This window comes from Arachidicoccus ginsenosidivorans (genome assembly GCF_007971385.1).
GTDB classification, from domain to species: domain Bacteria; phylum Bacteroidota; class Bacteroidia; order Chitinophagales; family Chitinophagaceae; genus Arachidicoccus; species Arachidicoccus ginsenosidivorans.
Genome location: NZ_CP042434.1, coordinates 3011306 through 3030184, shown reverse-complemented (window position 1 = coordinate 3030184; position 18879 = coordinate 3011306). Strand labels below are relative to the sequence as shown.

The 18879-nt window shown below is 39.4% G+C and carries 12 protein-coding genes; 8 read left to right on the top strand and 4 right to left on the bottom strand.

Going from position 1 to position 18879, the window contains the following annotated elements; translation table 11 throughout:
- Positions 1-59 precede the first annotated feature (59 nt).
- The 3 genes from FSB73_RS12065 to FSB73_RS12055 all read left to right on the top strand — a co-directional run bounded on the left by FSB73_RS12065 (position 60) and on the right by FSB73_RS12055 (position 5857).
- Positions 60-1016 (top strand): TlpA family protein disulfide reductase, encoded by a 957-nt coding sequence (locus FSB73_RS12065; RefSeq protein ID WP_146782405.1) that lies wholly within the window; start codon positions 60-62, stop codon positions 1014-1016.
- A gap of 328 nt (positions 1017-1344) precedes the next feature.
- Positions 1345-4503 (top strand): SusC/RagA family TonB-linked outer membrane protein, encoded by a 3159-nt coding sequence (locus FSB73_RS12060; protein WP_146782400.1) that lies wholly within the window; start codon positions 1345-1347, stop codon positions 4501-4503.
- Between the two features lie 10 nt (positions 4504-4513).
- Positions 4514-5857 (top strand): RagB/SusD family nutrient uptake outer membrane protein, encoded by a 1344-nt coding sequence (locus tag FSB73_RS12055; RefSeq protein WP_146782397.1) that lies wholly within the window; start codon positions 4514-4516, stop codon positions 5855-5857.
- Between the two features lie 29 nt (positions 5858-5886).
- On the opposite strand, the gene FSB73_RS12050 is transcribed toward FSB73_RS12055, so the two are convergent.
- The 4 genes from FSB73_RS12050 to FSB73_RS12035 form a co-directional block, all read right to left on the bottom strand.
- On the bottom strand, positions 5887-6219 hold the full coding sequence (locus tag FSB73_RS12050) for a hypothetical protein (protein WP_146782394.1): 333 nt from the start codon (positions 6217-6219) through the stop codon (positions 5887-5889).
- 347 nt (positions 6220-6566) lie between these two features.
- Entirely contained in the window at positions 6567-7019 is a 453-nt protein-coding gene (locus FSB73_RS12045) for a hypothetical protein (protein WP_146782391.1), read from the bottom strand.
- A 253-nt stretch (positions 7020-7272) separates the two neighbouring features.
- The gene (locus FSB73_RS12040) at positions 7273-8274 is read right to left on the bottom strand and encodes an AraC family transcriptional regulator (protein WP_146782388.1); all 1002 of its coding nucleotides are present in this window, start codon (positions 8272-8274) and stop codon (positions 7273-7275) included.
- Between the two features lie 580 nt (positions 8275-8854).
- Entirely contained in the window at positions 8855-11191 is a 2337-nt protein-coding gene (locus tag FSB73_RS12035; RefSeq protein ID WP_146782385.1) for a TonB-dependent receptor, read from the bottom strand.
- A gap of 727 nt (positions 11192-11918) precedes the next feature.
- Between FSB73_RS12035 and FSB73_RS27590 the strand changes: the two genes are divergently transcribed.
- The 5 genes from FSB73_RS27590 (at position 11919) to FSB73_RS12020 (ending at position 18232) form a co-directional block, all read left to right on the top strand.
- A complete protein-coding gene (locus FSB73_RS27590) occupies positions 11919-12248 on the top strand; it encodes a DUF6660 family protein (RefSeq protein ID WP_394344790.1) in 330 nt (109 codons plus the stop codon).
- A gap of 136 nt (positions 12249-12384) precedes the next feature.
- Positions 12385-12546 carry a hypothetical protein gene (locus FSB73_RS23280; RefSeq protein ID WP_158639519.1) on the top strand — a complete coding sequence of 54 codons (162 nt, stop codon included), beginning with the start codon at positions 12385-12387 and terminating at the stop codon, positions 12544-12546.
- Between the two features lie 20 nt (positions 12547-12566).
- On the top strand, positions 12567-15713 hold the full coding sequence (locus tag FSB73_RS12030) for an efflux RND transporter permease subunit (RefSeq protein WP_146782382.1): 3147 nt from the start codon (positions 12567-12569) through the stop codon (positions 15711-15713).
- Between the two features lie 107 nt (positions 15714-15820).
- Positions 15821-16975, top strand: coding sequence for a TolC family protein (locus tag FSB73_RS12025; RefSeq protein WP_146782379.1), 1155 nt, complete (start codon positions 15821-15823; stop codon positions 16973-16975).
- A 99-nt stretch (positions 16976-17074) separates the two neighbouring features.
- On the top strand, positions 17075-18232 hold the full coding sequence (locus FSB73_RS12020) for an efflux RND transporter periplasmic adaptor subunit (protein ID WP_158639518.1): 1158 nt from the start codon (positions 17075-17077) through the stop codon (positions 18230-18232).
- The last annotated feature ends 647 nt before the right edge of the window (positions 18233-18879 follow it).

The window sequence follows — 18879 nt, the reverse complement described above, 5'->3', positions numbered from 1 at the left end:
ACCACCAACCTACCAATTCTGTTTTAAATATTTTATTAAACTGAATAACGAGACCATTTATGAAAAAGCTTCTATGCTTTATTGGCGGAGCTATGCTCGCAATTAACCTAACCGCACAGCAAATAAAACCCCTATCAGTTGGCGATCAGGTGCCCGACCTGACCTTTAACCATGTGATGAATTCAACCAAAACACAGTTTAAACTATCTGATTTCAAGGGCAAGTTGGTTATACTGGATTTCTTTGGAACATGGTGTGGTGCCTGTATACCGCTAGTTCCTAAGCTTAACAGCTTGCAAAACAAACTAAAAGACAGTATTCAAATAATTGTTGTTTGTGACGACATTTCAAATGAGGTGGTCTCCAAATTCATTAAGAAAAAATGGAATAGCACAACAAGAACAATCCAGCTGCCCTTTGTTCTGATGGATTCGGTAAAATTTTCACTATTCCCCCACCGCATGGTTCCCCATGAAGTGTGGATATCTCCAGAAGGAAAACTAATTGCCGCAACTGATGAAAGTCAAGTTACATTAGAAAACCTGCTTGCAGCCTACAGCAACCCTCAAATCAAACTTAAACAAAAGGTTGACCAAATGGATTTTAATAGGGATTTACCCCTACTTATAAATGGGAATGGAGGCAACATGGATCGATTAATCCATAAATCCATATTTACAAAGAAGCTAGAAGGAGTGCCCAGCTGCGCTGGCATTACACTTGATACGATCAATCATACAAGGCGTCTATATTGTATCAATTCTTCTCCAGTAAATCAACTGACAAATGTATATGGAATTTCAAGGAGCAAATTTGTCTTGATCAAAAATAACGCAGTTTCATTTATTGACACAATGAGAAGTAGCTCTTTAAAGGATTCTATGTATTGTTATGAAATAACCATACCTGATACCGTCTCAAAAGCTCATTATAAAAGTATAATGAAAAATGATCTTGAACAAAACTTAAGTATTAAGACTCAATTAAAAAAGTACAAATACCCTGCTACATCCTAAAAAAAATAGACAAACCGGATAGTCATAATACAAGCAACAACAAATATGATAAAGATCCAAATTTTACGCATCTTAACGTCAATATGAAAGGACTCACAAATATACTGACTGCCAATGGATTCTATCTAGTGTTAAACGAAACAAACTCACCAGATAATATCGAAATTAACCTGCCTAAACACCCTTATAAACAACGGGAGTTAACGATGAAAATATTAAATGAACAAGGCCTCCAGTTAACTAGAGGGATTAGAACCGTTGAATTGGTGACTATTGAAAAAAATAACCACAACTAATAAAAAACCGGCGGGTCAAACGCAATCCACATATGAAAACAATAACATTATCATTTCTACTCCTTTTAGTTGCGCTCGGTACCAAAGCACAAATTATTCAAGGAGTCGTTACCGATTCTGCTACTTTGAATCCATTAGAAGCGGTAACAATAACAGCCAAAAGCAGTAAAAGGAGCACAATCACAAATCAGAAAGGGCAGTTTAAGCTCCTGATTGCAAATACCGACACACTAATATTGAAAAGAATTGGTTATCAAACCATACAACAACCAGTTGGGTTAGATGCAGGGCCATTACAACTAAATATGGCGCCAAAAGCCAATAACCTTTCTGAGGTAATGGTAAATACAGGTTACCAGACCTTGCCCAAAGAAAGGGCAACCGGTTCATTTGAACTGATAAGCAATAAGGATCTGAATCGACAAGTTTCTGGAGACATAATCAGTAGGTTAGACGGCACAAGTAGTGTACTGTTCGACAATGGAACGCAAAGACCTCATTTGACCATTAGAGGGCTCAGCAGCATATACGGTGACAAGGCCCCTTTAGTTGTCCTTAATAACTTTCCTTATGAAGGTAATATTAATAATATTAACCCTGATGACGTAGAAAGTATAACCATCTTAAAGGATGCGGCCGCCGCTAGCATTTGGGGAACCAGGGCTAGTAATGGTGTTATTGTTATTACTACTAAAAAGGGCAATTACAATCAACCCCTAAAGGTGTCCATTAATTCAAGCATAAAAATAATGGACAAGCCCAATCTGGATTATATAAGGCAAATTTCCTCACCAGATTATATCGATCTGGAAAAATTCTTATTTGAGAAAGAGTACCGTTTTAGTGATACGGCCAATTTATTAAGACCAGCCTTTTCGCCTGCCTATGAGATCCTATTTCAGGAGAGAAGTGGGCTAATCTCCCATGAAACTGCAGAAAATGAACTTACTAATCTTGGGACACATAGTGTATTTGACGACTTTGACAAATATATTTATCAGAAAGCCTCGATGCAGCAGTATACCATAAACATTGATGGAGGCTCTCAAAAGGACGCATACCATATAGATGCAGGTTATAACAAACAGGTCAGTAATCTCAATTCCAAATATGATCGCTTAACTTTGCATTTGGAAAATACAATTAGGCCCATCAAATCATTGGAGTTAAAAACATCTCTAATGTATAACCGAACCAATACTGCTTCCGGCAAGCCTTCTTATGAAAATTTAAGATTAGGATTATACCCATATGCCCAATTTGCCAGCACAGATGGCACACCTTTAGCCATCAACCATGTCTATCGCCGTCCATATATTGATACCATAGGATCTGGTCATTTGCTTGATTGGCACTATTACCCATTGGAGGACTATAAGCACGCAAGGTCATCAGCAATTACGGAGGATGTAGTAGGCAATGTAGATTTACAGTACCGCCCAACTAAAACAATAAAACTATTATTACAATATCAGTATGAAAGACAACAAAACAACTCCAAAAACCTTAGTGATCCAGAAAGCTTCTCAACAAGGGACATGATCAATAAATTTACAGAGATTGATCCTGGAACTGGTCAGGTATCTTATAAGGTTCCCTATGGAGGTATTTTAAGTAGGGGACAGTCCATTATGGAATCAAATAGCGTAAGAGGTCAAATAAATTACCATGAAACATTTGGAGATCATGACGTATCAGTTTTAATGGGTTCAGAAATCAGGGACATTACTAATCAAAGCGATGGAAGCCTCCTGTATGGCTACGATGACGAAATATTAACATTCGGAAATGTAGATTTTATCAATCCCTATCCTACGATCATCCCAGGTTATAGTATGTATATTCCAAATGGTCAAAGTGAAAGTCAATCAAATAACAGATTTGTATCAGTATTTGCCAATGGTGCCTATACGTTTAAACAGCGTTATATATTTTCCGCTAGTGCCAGAAGAGATGCTTCTAATCTATTTGGCGTTAATACCAATGACAAATGGAATCCATTGTGGTCAGTTGGCGGTTCCTGGATCATTAACAAGGAAAAGTTCTGGCAAAGCAACACCATAAATTATCTAAAATTAAGGGCTACTTATGGATTCAGTGGAAATGTCGATCAAAGTGCATCTGCGGTGACTACTTTAAAATATTTTGGCAATGATCCAAATACAAATTTCAATCAAGCCAATGTAGTTCAATTTGGAAATCCAGATCTCAGATGGGAAAAAACAGGTATGCTAAATATAGGGCTTGATTTCGCAGTAAAAAATGATATCCTTTCTGGTTCAATAGAATATTATCAAAAGAAAGGTAAAGATCTCCTAGGATTTGCTCCAGTAGACATAACAACCACAGGCGCATCTCAAATGCTATACAATGCGGCCAATATGAACGGACATGGTTTGGACTTTTCCCTTTTAAGTACACCCATAAAAGCAGCGATAGGTTGGAATATAGCATTAAAAGGTTATATCACCCATTCTAAAATAACAAAATACTTCCTAGCAAAGGGGACTTCTTCTTCATTGGTTAGTAATGGGATTAGTATAAATCCATTGGTTGGATATCCCATATATGGTATTGTAAGCTATAAATGGGCAGGATTAGATCCACAAACGGGAGATCCACAAGGAATGCTAGAAGGAGATATTAGTAAAGACTACTCAGGTCTTGCCAATCAGGATTATCACCAGCTAACTTTTAGTGGCTCAGCAACACCTACATTTTACGGATCACTATTAAATTCAATTTCATACCAAAACTTTACGCTTAGCGCCAATATCGTTTATCGTTTAGGATATTATTACAGGAAACCAACTATAAATTATTACGATCTAATTAAAAACGGGTATGGAGATCTTGATTATTATAACCGGTGGCAACAACCAGGGGATGAAAAGAAGACTAATGTTCCATCAATGGAATATCCACTTAATAATAGTAGAGACAACTTCTATATGTTTTCTGATATTCTGGCCGAAAAGGCTGATAACATCAGATTGCAATATGTTTCAATAAGCTACTTACTTTCTAATACTAGACGTCAACATATGCCTTTCGATAACATGTCTATAACCGCCATGATTAATAATCCAGAAATATTATGGAGAGCAGGAGATAAAACTATAGATCCAGATTATCCCAATTCAATGGCTCCAACTAAAAGCTTTTCCTTGGCCTTAAAATTCACCTTTTAAAAATCACGTAATGAAACAATTAAATATATTTATACTAATAACAATATTGTTAGGTTCTGGCTGTAAAAAATATCTGGACAAAAAACCGGACAAGAAATTGGTAACCCCTTCCACCCTCGCAGACCTTCAGGCACTAATGGATAATAGCAACTACATGAACATTTATGGTTGGGGTCTCGGTGAAACAAGTGCTGACGATTATTACTTAACATATGCGGATTGGGAAACCATGGATGATGCCGAAAGAAGATCTTATATTTGGGGAGAAGATGTTACGCCAGGCACAACTAATGATTGGTCATTAATTTATAACACTATTTATACAACCAATGTGGTCTTGGACCATATCACAAAAATAAACCTTCAAAACTCTACTGAACTAGACAGGAATAATGTAAAGGGTGAAGCTCTCTTCTACAGATCTTTGGAGTTTTTTAGATTGGCTGTCAATTATGCTAATGCATATGACGACAAAACTGCCCCAATTGATTTAGGTATTCCTCTGCGAATATCATCTGATTTCAATATAAAGTCTACCAGAGCCACTGTAAAAGAAACATATGATCAGATAATTAGCGACTTATTAAAGGCCATTCCAATATTAACCCCTTATCCAGCTCATGTATTAAGGCCCTCAAAAGGTGCTGCATATGCATTATTAGCAAGAGTTTATTTATCAATGAGAAACTATGATAAAGCCGGTATATATGCTGATTCTTCATTGCAATTAAATAGTAAATTATTAGATTACAACGACCTAAACTCCAATATAAAATATTCGGTTCCTGCTTACAACGTGGAAACAATATTCTACGTAACTGGTGGAAGTGGGCCTATATTAAATTTTTGGGCAAAAATAGATTCAAATCTATATCAGAGCTATTCAACAAACGATTTAAGAAAATCAATCTTTTTTAAGGAAAATTCAGACGGGTCACACGCATTCTATGGTAATTATTCAGGTAAATTAAATTATTTTCAAGGTCTTGCTACTGATGAACAATATTTGATCAGAGCAGAAAGTCTCGCCCGTAGTAATAAAATTTCAGAGGCAATGACAATATTAAATAATTTACTAATTAAAAGATGGAAAACAGGGACATTTATGCCCTATCAAGCAAAAGATAGTGAAGAAGCAATTTCAACAATCCTAAAAGAGAGACGCAAAGAATTAGTAATGAGAGACCTAAGATGGCAAGATATCAAACGTCTCAACAAAGAAGATGCAAATATTACACTCAAAAGAATACTCAACGGCCAGGAATATGAATTGCCCCCTAATTCACCACGTTTCGCCTTACCGTTCCCAACCTACGTAATAGAAATGACAGGAATGCAACAAAACCCAAGATAAAAATAGGGGGCACATCGGCCCCCTTTTTTTTATTCATCTGCTCTTAATGTTGCACTAAATTCAATCTTATGCGCCATCGGATCTAATCCACCCAGATTTGGTTTAGTCGTATCTGAAGGATTAGGTTCTGCCGTAATTTGGCAAATAGTTGTCTGAAATAGCCCACAAGTTGCATGAGCAGGATTATTTGCATCTCCAACAGTATACTTGGCAGGGTTTGCTTCCTCGCCAGCAACACCGTTGTAATCCCAAGTTTTCGCATTAAGAAACTGCGAATGTCTGCTAGTATGCATTGCATACACCCCTGCACCAATTAACAGCATGAAAGCCACTATAGCCAGGGTAAATTTATTTTTTATCATGTTCGAGAAATTTTATATTTTTAAATAAGTGGGAAATTGCCCACAATTATTATTCTGTTTTTTGGCTCCGACAAACGAACTCACTTGCTAGTCGGAGCCTTTATCGCGATAAACCCTGATTTACCCAGATAATCATCAATTGGATTTCGTCTCCTTAAAAACTTGTTTGTTATCATCTCATCAATTATTTTCTGTAACCTTTCATAATTAAACAACCATACAAAGCATAGCATCATAGACAGATACCGTACTGCTTCTAGGGCAATCCCTAAAATCAATTCGTCCATTACTTTTATGATACTTAATTTTTGCATTATCTGGTTATTATATTTTTGAATATCTATCGCTTACATTAGCGCATTTAATAATGAATCAATTTTCTCATCTGGAACATCACCCACAATATCAAGTAAAATCAATTTGTACATCCTATTACTTGCCTTTGGAAATGCGGTCATCTCAAAAGTCGGTACCGTGATCGCATTAAACTGATTCGTTTTGAAAAACTGCGATTCAAGCGAACCAAACTCAAGTAGAACATCTGTTCCCAAATTATATAGGATAAATAATTTACCATCGGGGTGCTTAAAACAGATCTTGACTTCTTTATGCGCAATAAAATTAATTTCCCAAAATCCCCGACCGGAAATATCCACTTTTTGTAAAAGGATATCTACTTCTGGTACACTAACAGTAATCTTATCTGCAGTAGGGAATACACCCTTGGAGAGGCCTTTGGGAATACCTACACAATGTTTTACAGGCTGACCATTAATTTCTATTGCTATATTTTGTTTCATACGCTTATTTTTTTAATAAAGGCACAAAACTTTTCCAGCACCTAAAATCAGCTGTTTACGGGAGCTCGATTTAGATTCAATAACTTGGGAATAGTTTCACCTATATTATTTTCTTTCGTATTCCAAAGTTCTCAAATAGAATTATAACAAAAGAATATAGCCAAATGTTTTTATTGTCCTTAAGGAAAATCTTTTATTCGTAATATTTATCTATATATAAAACAATTAGTTACAAACTTCTCATTTAGCGTTTTTAGAAAGTATTGTTCCGTAAATCACCAGGAGTTATATTAAATTCATTGTAAAAGGCTTTATAAAAACTTGAAAGTGACAAATATCCTGCCTTTTTAGCAAGCACTTTTATTGGTTCATCCGTATTAGAAATCGCATTGAAAGTTCTTTCTAGTATATGTCTCTGCAAAAATTGCTTGGCAGCAACACCAGTTATGTCCTTAAAATTTCTTTTAAAATAGTTTGTGTTCATTTCGGCGACTTTTGCATAATAACCTGTACCCTTAAATGGTGCATCAGCAAGCATTAGGTCAGCGATAACCTTGTTGATATGTAAAGAAATCTCAGCTTGCCGTGCACTTAGCCCTCTTCTCTGGGTGATTTCAGCCTTCCAGAGAAATACATGCGCTAATAACAAAACACTTCTAAGATCCAATACATTGGGTGCATAAACATTCGTTTTAAGTGAATGCATAATGTATACGACATTGTCTAAAATTTGTTTGTCAGGATAGGTTTCCTCATTAAACAAAGCAACATCTCGGCCAGCATGGTATTCATTTAGGAAAGGATAGACTAGCTCTGGTATCAGGCTCATCAGAATTTCAAAGACCACCAACTTATAATGCATATCAAAGGTGGCATAGAGTACATCTTTCTCAAACCTAACTTTATTGTCCATAGCCATGGCATGCGTCAAATTGAGTTCATATTGCTTATGGTTTCTTTCTTTAAACAGTGATTGCTTGTAATAAATGCCTTTTTTGATTAGTAATGTTAGTTCAATACTGCGATAATCAAGAGATGCAACTCCAGTAAACCCAAGAAAGGGTTTATAATCACTGAACCAAGCGTCAAACAGCGGTCGCATAACAGCTTGAAACAATAAATCTCCAAATCCTTCTTGTACAGATGCCACCAGGTTGGCCTTCGGGATAATAAGTCCCGAATAGTTTTTTGGAATAGAATCTAACCAATTGACGCTAGGAAACCCTACGGCATTTAAGTGAAATAGCTCTTTCATGTCTATATTTTTGTCAATGAATGATACCAGAAATCACCCTGATAAAACGTGATTATGACTATGTGGCGCAGCTTAGAATTTATAGTAAATCTCTAAGCAGTAATATAAAGATATGAAATTCAAGTAAATTTAAAGCAAATAACTTAAAACTAATAGAAATAATATCGGCAATTCACTATAAATTGAATGGTTAAGTAGGATTATTGGCAAGTAAATCTAATTTTTCCCCTTATTTTTTTCATAGTACTTCCATATAAAATAAACCAACGAAGCTCTGTGTCGGGAACACAACTCGATCAGATTAAGGGTTATAATTCTACAATAAAAAAACACCTATTACCATTGTAAGCAGAATGACTCCCCTCCCCGTACAAAAAAAGAAGGCAGGGTTTTTAAATTGATACAGATTTGCTTTGGTGCTAGATTTGATAACGATTTTCCCATCAACGATTCAACTACTATCCTTGACACCGCCACTTTATACAGATCCGGGAGCCTCAATTGCTCCTATATTACCGGGCTGCGGTAATACAGGAGCCTTTAGTTGCTGAGATATTAGCCGACTTCAGTCAGGAAACAATTAAAATTTGAGTGTAACACTGGCTGTCACCTGGCGCAAGGGCTGGGGATTGGCAGTGAAGGAATGCGACCAGTATTTTTTGTTATCTATATTGTTTAGCGCTATCCCTGCACGCCATTTTTCATGCTCAAAAAAGACACTACCGTTAAAAACGGTATAGGAAGGTACAATGATTGTATTGCTCGCATCGTAATAACTTTGATCTGAATAATTGCCGCCGAAACCAATTCCAAAACCTTTTAGTGCCGATTGGGCCAGAAACTTGTAACTCATCCAGAAATTAGCGATATTTTTAGGGTTGAACTGAGTTTGCTTTCCTTCATTCGAGGACGCTTTAATATATCGGTTGTCATTGTAAACATATCCGCCTGTTACATTTAAGCCCGGAGCAGGACTGGCAGTAATGTCCAGTTCTATTCCTTTGCTTCGCTGTTTACCATCTTGATAAACAAAGCCGCTACCATCCGTCCTTAGCGCATCATTAATGTCAATGTTATAATAACTCAGGGAGGCTGCAAGCCTCTTGGAAAAACCGTCCACTTTGACCCCAGTTTCCCATTGCCTCGCGTAGGAGGCCTTGAAATTCACCTGTGTCCCGTCCGGCTGCACAGATGGACTGTTATTTTGGAAACCACTCATATAATTACAAAATAGAGACAGTACCCCTTTTATTGGTTGATACACCAAGCCAAACCTGGGAGCAGCTGATGTCTGCCCATACGGAGCAATGCCATTACGTTCATACCGGTCTACCCGCACACTAGCTAGAGCCATTAAACGATCTGTTATATTGGCAAGATCAGAGAAATAAGTAGCATAGTGTAACCATTCAGATGGATAAAGTGCCACATATCCATTTGACGAAATGGCATAATCAGCCTGTTCTTTGGTTACCGGAATAATGGTTTTTTGGATATTAATACCATCTATGAATCCACTGGAATAGGTCATATCACTTTTAGAATACAGGTAGTCCAGGCCCCAGACAAACCTATTGCGGATGCCGCCAATTGTAAAATCGCCCTGTAAATTATGCTGTATGTCAAAATTAGTCGTGGCTACTCCATATAAGGAGACACTTCTATTGATTGAGTCAATATTATAAAATGTGGGATACCCCTGGTAACTGATCACATTCTCGTTATTGACGGACAGGTTAGTCAAAGATGTCCAGTTTTTGGAAATCTCATAACTGGCCTGGAAATAGGCACGCTGTGTATTGACAATGGCATTGAAATTATCTGCATATAAGGCTGTCCGATATCCTATCGGCAGGTCGCTTACATTTTTAACGCCATTATTCATTACCAGAGAATCAAAACGTAGATAAGGTACCCTATTACCATCTTCCCGATAAAGCTCCAGATCAAAGGACAAGGTTAGCCTGTCATTCACCTTTAAAAGAAGGCTTGGATCAAAGGCATAACGATTCATATGACCAGCTGACATATAACTGTTTTGTTTATTGGCAACCGCATTAACTCTAAGCAGAGCTGTTTTTTCCGCATTTAAGGGTGTATTAATATCTGTTGTTACCCGATTTAGGCTCCAGCTGCCCATTGAATATGATACTTCGCCTTTGAAGTCTTCAAAGGGCTTTTTTGTGACCAGGTTTACGGCACCGCCGTAGGACGTGATCGCATTGCCGAACAGGGTGGCGGTCGGCCCTTTTAAAACTTCGATTCTTTCAATATTGACCGGATCAAGCGAGGAACGGCCCGCCGCAATGAAAGGTAAACCATTGCGCGCCGAAGGTTCAGATGTAAATCCACGCACGGTAATACTAACACCACCTGCAGGATCAGTGCTCGCTACGGCGCCTGGTACATTATTTAACGCCTGAGTGATATTGGTATTGAACTGATCTTGCAAAAGTTCTTTAGTCACAACGCTATAAACCTGTGGATTGTCAATATTTTTTAAAGGCATTTTAGCTACATCAAGGCTATGGTCAGTCTGGTAATTATATTGTCCCGCATTCACGACAACATCTTCCAATTGCTTAAAACTGATATCTAATTTAAAGTCTTCCTTTTGCCTTTTCCCTTCGGAAATAATAATTTTTCGTTCTTGGTTGGCAATACCCAGGCCGGATATCTTCAGTATATATTGACCAGGTACAAGATTGGCAATAATATATTCGCCCTTTTCATCAGAATTAGTCCCTTTATTTAAATCTTTTACAACTATATCCACACCGGTTGCGGCTCTTCCATCCTTGGTTGTAACACGTCCACTTACGGAACCTTTTTTTGGCTGAGCAAAGATTGAGGTAGCATTAATAACAACCAAAAAGAAGACAATAAATACACCAATTGAAGTTTGCTTATATTTCATATTATGATTTTATCGTGCGCGAAGTTCACAGGAAGGCGCCAAACAGACATGCTTAATCGGGAAATGCATTTACGCAATCGGAAATAAAATACTACCAGTTTAAAGCACTTGTTAGTAACTGGCAAAGTGATGATTTAAATTTTGAAATAGCAACGAAATTGACGAGAAATAGTTCCTTCAACTTTCTCCTATGGCAGAAGGCGACCCAAGGTTCCAACGATATTTAAAGGTTTAAACTATACCGTTCAAGAAAAACAGGTATATGGAAATTACAAAGCCCATAGAATACCTAAACGATTCCCTCCTTCCACTATCGGAGCGTCGCAAAAAACTAGCCTTCATTAAAGTCTGTTTGCAAGTCTACCAGTCCATAACTAAACAATGGGAGTTTAGAACACTATTTTCCCAATGTCACTATTGTGTGTTATATAGCCTTGGCAGGTTTGACAATTTAAACATCTATTTGCAGGGCTTTAACAAAAGTAAGGGCTTTTGTTATAAATCGAAAACTTCCTGTAGTAATAGACGCTCCCTCCTTGCAAAATATAGATAAAATTGTCCTCTTAAACTTCCCGGCTTGATTCACCTCATTCAATATATGTGAGCATGGGCATTCAAAATAGTTTTAGGTCTGACCGCCTTGGGACACCATAACTTGAAACGTAGTAGCAATTATTTTGTGCTTAAAGAATATGGATTAACTGTTTAAAGGCTATCTTTGCCATCGGTGAAGCGCATAATCTCTTTCATACTAATGGTTATTATCCTGATACTGCACCTGGTGCCGTGTTCGGATACATTTGCCTCACCCAAAAATGAGACGGCCATCAGTCAATCTAGTTGTGACCACCAGAAATCACCCGATGATTGTAGTCCGTTTTGTGCTTGCTATTGTTGCGTTACGCATACTATTGTAACAGAAACCTTAGAAATACGGTCCCTTGCAGATCCTGCATCCTCCAATTATAACGAATACGTAGAAGGTGCTTATTTAAATATGGCCTATTCCATTTTACAGCCTCCGCAACTTGCTTTGCTTGTTTCTTCCACTACCTAACAGCCGGCCAATTTGTCGGGATTTAGGCACGAATTCAATAATTATTCTTTATTTATCTATCAATCTAATGACATGACCAAGTAGTCAGTGTCACTTGATAAAATAGTTCATGCATTGCAACTCCATAAGGCATTTTATGCCCTTATGGAGGCTGTTTGAACATGGTTATTACTGGTTATTACATCCAGATTTCGCTATTACTGTTACTAGCGGTATGACTATCGTTATAGTGATATGCAATATGGTGGCAGGTAGTGAGCTGCTAAATCTGGCATTTACCGCAATGACCTTCCATTAGATATGCTATAAATCATAGATATGCTCAATAAAATCATTAAATTTTCTATACAAAATAAACTAATCATTGGGTTATTTACCCTGGCCTTAATTATATGGGGTATTTATTCCCTGGCCAGATTGCCCATCGACGCTGTACCGGATATTACCAATAATCAGGTACAGGTGATTACTTCAAGCCCTTCATTGGCTGCACAGGAGGTAGAACAGTTTATTACCGCACCAGTTGAGATCAACATGGCCACTATTCCTTATGTGAAAGAAATCCGCTCTATTTCCCGCTTTGGGCTGTCAGTGGTGACGATCGTTTTCAAGGACAATAAGGATATCTACTGGGCGCGCCAACAAGTTCAGGAGCGTATTACTGAAGCTAAGGAACAAATCCCCAAAGGCGCTGGCACGCCATCCATGGCGCCTGTGTCTACAGGATTAGGTGAGATATATCAATATATTATCCGGCCCGAAAAAGGTTATGAACAGCAGTTTGATGCCCGCAAACTACGCACCATTGAAGATTGGATCGTTCGAAGGCAGCTACTGGGCACACAAGGAGTTGCAGATGTTAGCAGCTTTGGGGGCTACTTAAAGCAATATGAAATCGCCATTGCCCCCCAAAAGCTCAGGGCAGCGGATATAACGATTGCTGATATTTTTACTGCACTTCAAAAAAACAATCAAAATACCGGGGGCGCTTATATTGAAAAAGGACCAAATGCTTATTTTATCCGCACAGAAGGGCTGGTGAGTGGCCTAGAGGATATCGGCAAGATCGTAGTAAAAGTTAATCCTTCAGGGATGCCTGTACTGGTTCGTGATGTGGCGAAAGTGCAGCTGGGAAGCGCCGTCCGCTATGGCGCCATGACCCGCAACGGTAAGGGCGAAGTCGTAGGGGGTATCGTACTAATGTTGAAGGGTGAAAATTCTAATCAGGTCATCCGTAATGTGAAAACGAGGGTCGCTAAAATTCAGCAGTCACTGCCAAAAGGCGTGGTAATTGAACCTTTTCTGGACAGAAGTACGCTTGTTAACCGGGCCATGCATACCGTATCTAAAAATCTAATGGAAGGAGCGCTTATTGTTATTTTTGTCCTGGTGGTCTTTTTAGGCAATATTCGCTCCGGACTCCTGGTAGCTTCTGTTATTCCCTTATCCATGCTCTTTGCGCTCGGCATGATGGATATATTTGGCGTTTCGGGCAATCTGATGAGTTTGGGTGCACTGGATTTTGGATTAATTGTGGATGGGGCAGTGATCATTGTAGAGGCCGTCATTCACCAGATACTGCAAAATAAACAAACGCTGAGTGGCCCAGTCAAGTTAACGGCCGTCCAGATGGACGAGCAGGTCTATGCATCTGCGGGCAAGATGATGCGTTCTGCCGCCTTTGGGCAGGTCATTATACTGATTGTTTACCTGCCGATTTTAGTTTTGACGGGTATTGAAGGAAAGATGTTTCGGCCAATGGCCGAAACAGTGGCCTTCGCCATTCTCGGGGCACTGATTCTTTCACTGACCTATGTCCCTATGATGGCCGCCATTATTTTACCCAGAAAAACAACACATAAGCGCAATCTGTCTGATAGGTTAATTATCGGACTGCAAAGGGTCTATGATCCCATTTTACAATGGGCATTACGTCACAAGATCACTATACTGGGTATTGCTGTGTTAGGGCTTGTTGTTGCAGGGGGCATTTTTTCTAAAATGGGCGGTGAATTTATCCCACAGCTGGATGAAGGGGATTTTGCGGTAGAAATGCGGCTCTTGCCTGGTAGTTCGCTTAGCGAAACGATTCATACAACAGACAAGGCGGCAAAAATTTTACTTAAAAAATTTCCTGAGGTTAAAGAAGTTGTCGGAAAAATTGGTTCCTCAGAGATACCAACGGATCCCATGCCTATAGAGGCCTGTGATCTGATGGTACTGCTCAAAGAGAAAAAACAGTGGACAACTGCGAACAACAGGGAGGAACTTGCAGAGGCCATGCACAAAGCACTTTCGGTAATCCCTGGGGTTAGTTTTAGTTTTCAACAACCGATTCAGATGCGTTTTAATGAACTGATGACGGGTGCCAAGCAGGATGTGGTGATCAAAATATATGGTGATGATCTGGACAGTCTGGCACATCTGGCTGAAAAGACTGGAAATATCGTCAAAACAGTAAGTGGGGCTGCCGATGTGTATGTGGAGCAGGTGGCAGGCTTACCTCAGATTGTCGTACACTTTAATCGTGACCAGATCGCCAAATACGGACTGAATATTGAAAGTCTTAATAGCACTGTGCAGACAGCTTTTGCAGGCACTTCGGCGGGATTGGTCTTTGAAGGTGAAAAGCGATTTGATATGGTGGTGCGCATGGACAGCAGCTTTCGTCAATCAATAGGAAATTTTGAGGATATTTTCGTACCGCTTCCTGCGGGTGGGCAGATTCCCCTTAGTCAAGTGGCCACTATTAGCATTAAAGATGGCCCTAACCAAATACAAAGGGATGAAACCAGGCGCAGGATAACCGTTGCTTTTAATGTAAGAAACCGGGACGTGCAAAGTATTGTGAGTGAGATCCAACAAAAAGTAGGTGCAGGCGTTAAAATGCCAGTAGGCTATTCGGTTAGCTATGGCGGTCAGTTTGAAAACCTGGTCAATGCCAAACAAAGGCTGTCAGTAGCAGTTCCTGCAGCCTTACTTATGATCTTCATACTGTTGTTTTTTGCCTTCAGGTCTTTAAAACAGGGGCTATTGATATTTACAGCAATCCCATTAGCGGCCATAGGTGGCGTCATTGCGTTATGGGCCCGGGGTATGCCCTTTAGCATTTCTGCGGGTGTTGGGTTTATTGCGCTGTTTGGCGTCGCCGTACTCAATGGCATTGTGCTGATCAGCGAATTCAACCAACTGAAAAAAGACGGTGTCACAAGCGTCAAAGATAGGGTGATGCGCGCAGCGCACACCCGTCTGCGACCCGTTTTGATGACGGCGACTGTCGCATCGCTTGGTTTTTTGCCGATGGCCATATCCTCAACAGCAGGTGCGGAGGTGCAACGTCCCCTGGCAACGGTCGTAATAGGAGGGCTTATTACCTCTACCCTATTGACACTTGTTGTTTTACCGGTGTTATATGTCATATTTGAGCAAATACATCTGAAGGGCAAATTAAAAAAAGAGCCATAGCTGTTATTATAGCATTTTTCTCGCTATCTGCCCTTTCTATTCGGCCTTCAACCGCTTTTGGTCAGTCTGCTTCGCTGATAGATTCCCTGCAAAGTATTCGTAATTTAATGGATACACTTCATAGCGTCAGCCTTAAAGAGGCTGTTTTAATAGCCAGCCGTCAAAACCTGGCCATGAAAGGTGCGGATCTGGATATTGCGTACAGTGAAACCTTGAAAAAAGGGTCGTTCAATCCCGCTAAAACAGAGATTAGTGGAGATTTTGGTAAAATAAACGATCCTTTAAGTAATGACAATTCCATCGGCATCACTCAGCAGTTCTCTTTTCCAAGTGTCTACGCAAGGCAGGCAGCGTTGGGGAATGAACAGGTGACCAGCAGCCGACTGAAAAAAGGCATTACCCAGGCAGACCTTGAAAAAGCGGTAAAAGCCGCTTGGTACAACCTAACCTATCTACAACAGAAAAAGCGTATGCTTGGCAGGCAAAGCAGCATATTTTCAGATTTCCTGCATATGGCGGATATCAGGTACAAAACAGGAGAAACGAACCGATTGGAGCAGATGAGTGCCAAGGCGGAAGTGATGCAGCTTCAAACCAGGGCTTCGCAAAATGATGCGGACATCATAGCTGCTCAAAACCAGCTAGCCACGCTGCTGAACCTTGATCATCCTGTTGGGGCTCTATCAGATACCTTACTACCGCGTGAAGTCAATCTGGCACTTTTAGATAGTAGTCTCCAAACGAATCCGAAGCTGCAGTTTTTAAATCAGCAAATAGCGTTGCAGCAGGCGAAGCACCGTTTAGAAGGGGCTAAATTACTGCCAGATATTCGTTTCAATGTCAATAGTCAGACGTTTAATAATGTCGGGAATGGCCGGTATTTCGTATATGGGGTGGGGTTGGCATTCCCTCTTTTTGCCCGCTCACAGACGCAGCAGATTAAGGCAGCGGGGATTTCAGTGAGCAAAGCACGTACGAAACAGGCGCTGTTTGTCAAAAACTTAAAAGGTGCTTATGTTAGCGCAACGGCGCATTTTCAAAAGTATGCCCAAAGTCTTGCCTTTTACAACAATACAGCTCTCCCACAGGCCAGGCTTATATTGAGCAATGCAAAGGCAGGCTACAAAAGCGGCGAGATTGGTTATGTAGCATATATACAAAGTCTTAACCAGGCCTTAGCAATTGAAAATGACTATCTTGATATTGTCCATCAGTATAATCTTGCCGTTATTGAACTTGAATACATATCTGGCCTTGAATAATCATTATAGAGAAAATGAAAAAATAATAAAATGAAGCCTACATATAAATATCAACATAAACAAATTTGGTCAATCGCTGTCGGATTCATAGCAGCGACTATGATAATGGTTCTATTCTCCTGCGGATCGTCCCAGGATAAGGATAACAATGCGGTATCTGCCGCCACTGAGGCCAGTAAGGAGACGGTGGCGGACTCTGGCACACTTTTGACGCTAACCCAGGCGCAATATAAGGAGGCGGGGATTCAACTGGGGAGCTTTGAAAAAAAGCCGCTAAGTAAAACGATTCATGTCAATGGTATGGTTAATATCCCACCTCAAAGTAAGATATCTGTCAGCTTTCCTTTTGGAGGGTTTATACGTAGTATTAAGGTGCTTGAGGGGGATTTTGTGAAAAAGGGTAGCTTACTGGCAGTATTGGAAAATCCGCAGTATGTGGATTTGCAGGAGGATTACTTAAAAAGTAAAAGCGCGCTTAACTATGCCCAAAATGAATACTACCGGCAAAAAGCGTTATATCAGGCCGATATAGCTGCTGGTAAATCCTACCAGAAGGCGACCAGTGCATATCATTCACTGCAAGCCTCTGTGAGTGCTACAGCTCAAAAGCTTCGCATGCTTGGCATTGCTCCTGATGCGTTAACCCCATCTTCAATACGCTCCTTGGTAAACATTTATGCTCCCGCCAGCGGCTATATTACCAAAGTTGACCTCAACCAGGGAAAATACATGGCAGCACAGCAGCAGCTATTGGAAATCAACGACACAAAAAATGTACATATAGACCTTTCCGTCTATGAAAAAGATGCCGGGTTGATCAAAGTCGGGCAAAAAGTACTTTTTATGCTACCTGGTGAAGGGGAAGATCAACTGGCAAAAATTGAACTAATCGGCAGAGAAATCAGGCCGGACCATTCAGTCATTGTCCATGCCGTACCATTAGACAGAAGCAAATACTACAATCCAGGTTCCTTTGTTCAGGCTGAGATCAGCCTTCAGGACATTCAAACGGATGTACTACCGATAGAGGCGGTGGTAAGGTCTGGTGGCAGGCAGTTTATTTTCCTAAAAAAGCAAATAGGCAGCGATTCTGCAATTGAATTTCAGATGATACCTGTTACGGCGGGTGCAGAAAGTGAGGGCTATATGCAGGTGCAAATACCGGTTTCAATTGATGATACTACTAAATCTATTGTAACTAAAGGAGCTTTCAGTCTGCTGTCTGTTTTAAAGAATCAAGGAGAAGAAGAGGATTAAGGCAGGCGGAAGCTCCAAGTATTTTTTTTAAGAAAAAAGTAATTTAATATTACCTGACCCGCAGGTTTTAGTTTAAACCTGCAGGTCAGGTATTTTACGTTATTTGAAATGTAAGCAGATCGATTACTGACTGATTTGGCCAATTATCAGGTTATTTGTTTTTATAATGGATTCCTTGGAGATTTTGAAAACTCTCGATACATTGAACAACTTTGCATCTGACATCATCCTGAATCTGGGCCATTCCATTTATTTGGTTACTTTCAGAAATACGGTTTAAATTTGGAATGGAAAATATCAATTTAACTGCCACCATATTAATATAAGTTAATACTCAAATATATGTGGAGAAGAATATTTGTAAATTTAGTTCTGGCATTTGTTGTTTTGCCAGGAATTCTTATTCTAAGAGATTATATAAGAATAGTCATTTATCATGACCATCGTTTTTTTACTGGTACATTTTGGGCTTACTTTCATGCAATGCGAAAAATGGTATTTATCGTTATGCCTTTGGTACTCTTATTGGCAATATTATTGCCATATAATATTATTGTAATGTACTACTCAAAGAAAAGGAAATCGAGCTTCTTTTTTAAATTTCGTATATTCCTTTGCATCGCCTTTTTAATTTCGTTTTACTTTTA

Excerpts from the sequence above, each read along its gene's own strand:
- FSB73_RS12065 (WP_146782405.1), top strand. The coding sequence starts at position 60 with ATGAAAAAGCTTCTATGCTTTATTGGCGGAGCTATGCTCGCAATTAAC.
- FSB73_RS12050 (WP_146782394.1), bottom strand. The coding sequence starts at position 6,219 with ATGATAAAAAATAAATTTACCCTGGCTATAGTGGCTTTCATGCTGTTA.
- FSB73_RS12025 (WP_146782379.1), top strand. The coding sequence starts at position 15,821 with ATGGATACACTTCATAGCGTCAGCCTTAAAGAGGCTGTTTTAATAGCC.
- FSB73_RS12030 (WP_146782382.1), top strand. The coding sequence starts at position 12,567 with ATGCTCAATAAAATCATTAAATTTTCTATACAAAATAAACTAATCATT.
- FSB73_RS12040 (WP_146782388.1), bottom strand. The coding sequence starts at position 8,274 with ATGAAAGAGCTATTTCACTTAAATGCCGTAGGGTTTCCTAGCGTCAAT.
- FSB73_RS12020 (WP_158639518.1), top strand. The coding sequence starts at position 17,075 with ATGATAATGGTTCTATTCTCCTGCGGATCGTCCCAGGATAAGGATAAC.
- FSB73_RS12045 (WP_146782391.1), bottom strand. The coding sequence starts at position 7,019 with ATGAAACAAAATATAGCAATAGAAATTAATGGTCAGCCTGTAAAACAT.
- FSB73_RS12035 (WP_146782385.1), bottom strand. The coding sequence starts at position 11,191 with ATGAAATATAAGCAAACTTCAATTGGTGTATTTATTGTCTTCTTTTTG.
- FSB73_RS12055 (WP_146782397.1), top strand. The coding sequence starts at position 4,514 with ATGAAACAATTAAATATATTTATACTAATAACAATATTGTTAGGTTCT.
- FSB73_RS23280 (WP_158639519.1), top strand. The coding sequence starts at position 12,385 with ATGCCCTTATGGAGGCTGTTTGAACATGGTTATTACTGGTTATTACAT.
- FSB73_RS12060 (WP_146782400.1), top strand. The coding sequence starts at position 1,345 with ATGAAAACAATAACATTATCATTTCTACTCCTTTTAGTTGCGCTCGGT.